Raw genomic sequence first — 840 nt, 5'->3', positions numbered from 1 at the left:
AGCAGCACCGAGTCGCCGGCGGCATCCTCAACAACGACGGCAAGGTCAAGCTCGACGACAAGTCGACCGTGACCAACAACGACCCCACCAACTGCGCCGGCACCGTCAAGGACTGCTTCAACTGACCCGACGCACGACCAGGGAGTCCCTTCCCGCCTCGGCGGGAAGGGACTCCCCCACCCCTACCGGGAGGCATCGCCCCGAAGGGCCCGGCCGTCCGTCACGCGCTTTCGCCCTCCGCGACGCCCTTCGCCACCGGTGACACCTCTGCTGCACCGCCGTCCGCCGTGCTGTCGGCTGCACCGCCCACATACCTAATGTGGGCTTTTTTCGTATACGCCCACGAGGTGAAGAAGGTTCTCATACGTTGTTGTTCAGCAGCTACAACCGATTTGTAGCGAAGGCCGCCTCGCCGTGGCGAAGCGACCTTGTCGGGTACAAGGAGAGGGCAGAGAGCTCTGATGTCCAACTACCTTCGCAATAACGATGACGCCACCCGTGAGACGGCCTCCCCGTTCCGTCGTCGTCGGCTCTGGCTCGCCACCGGCGTTGTTGGCCTGACAGGAGCGGTCAGCCTCGCAGGGGTCGCCTACGCGACCACCGGGGCCACCGGCGCCCACCGGTTGACCGACCTGAAGTGGTCCACCGCTCAGCAGCTCACGAGGGACGACGGCCGGGACCGCGACGCCGAGGAGCGGGGCGAGGACCGCAAGGACCGGGACAGGGGCGAGGACCGCCGGGACCGGGACAAGGACCGGGATCGTGACGAGCACGGTCGGGTGCGGGAGGTGCCGTGTGACGACGAGAAGCTGATCGAGGCTGTCGATCTGGCGAACCGGG

General features: G+C 66.9%; 1 pseudogene. It reads left to right on the top strand.

The annotated features are described in order from the left end of the window. Window positions 1-461: 461 nt before the first annotated feature. Window positions 462-840: pseudogene (locus tag KBX37_RS33985) on the top strand (hypothetical protein); the annotation flags it as partial.

The sequence above is a fragment of the Micromonospora sp. U56 genome, from assembly GCF_018070095.1.
GTDB classification, from domain to species: domain Bacteria; phylum Actinomycetota; class Actinomycetes; order Mycobacteriales; family Micromonosporaceae; genus Micromonospora; species Micromonospora purpureochromogenes.
Note: the sequence above shows the minus strand (reverse complement) of the source record. Positions and strands in the feature narration are given on the sequence as shown.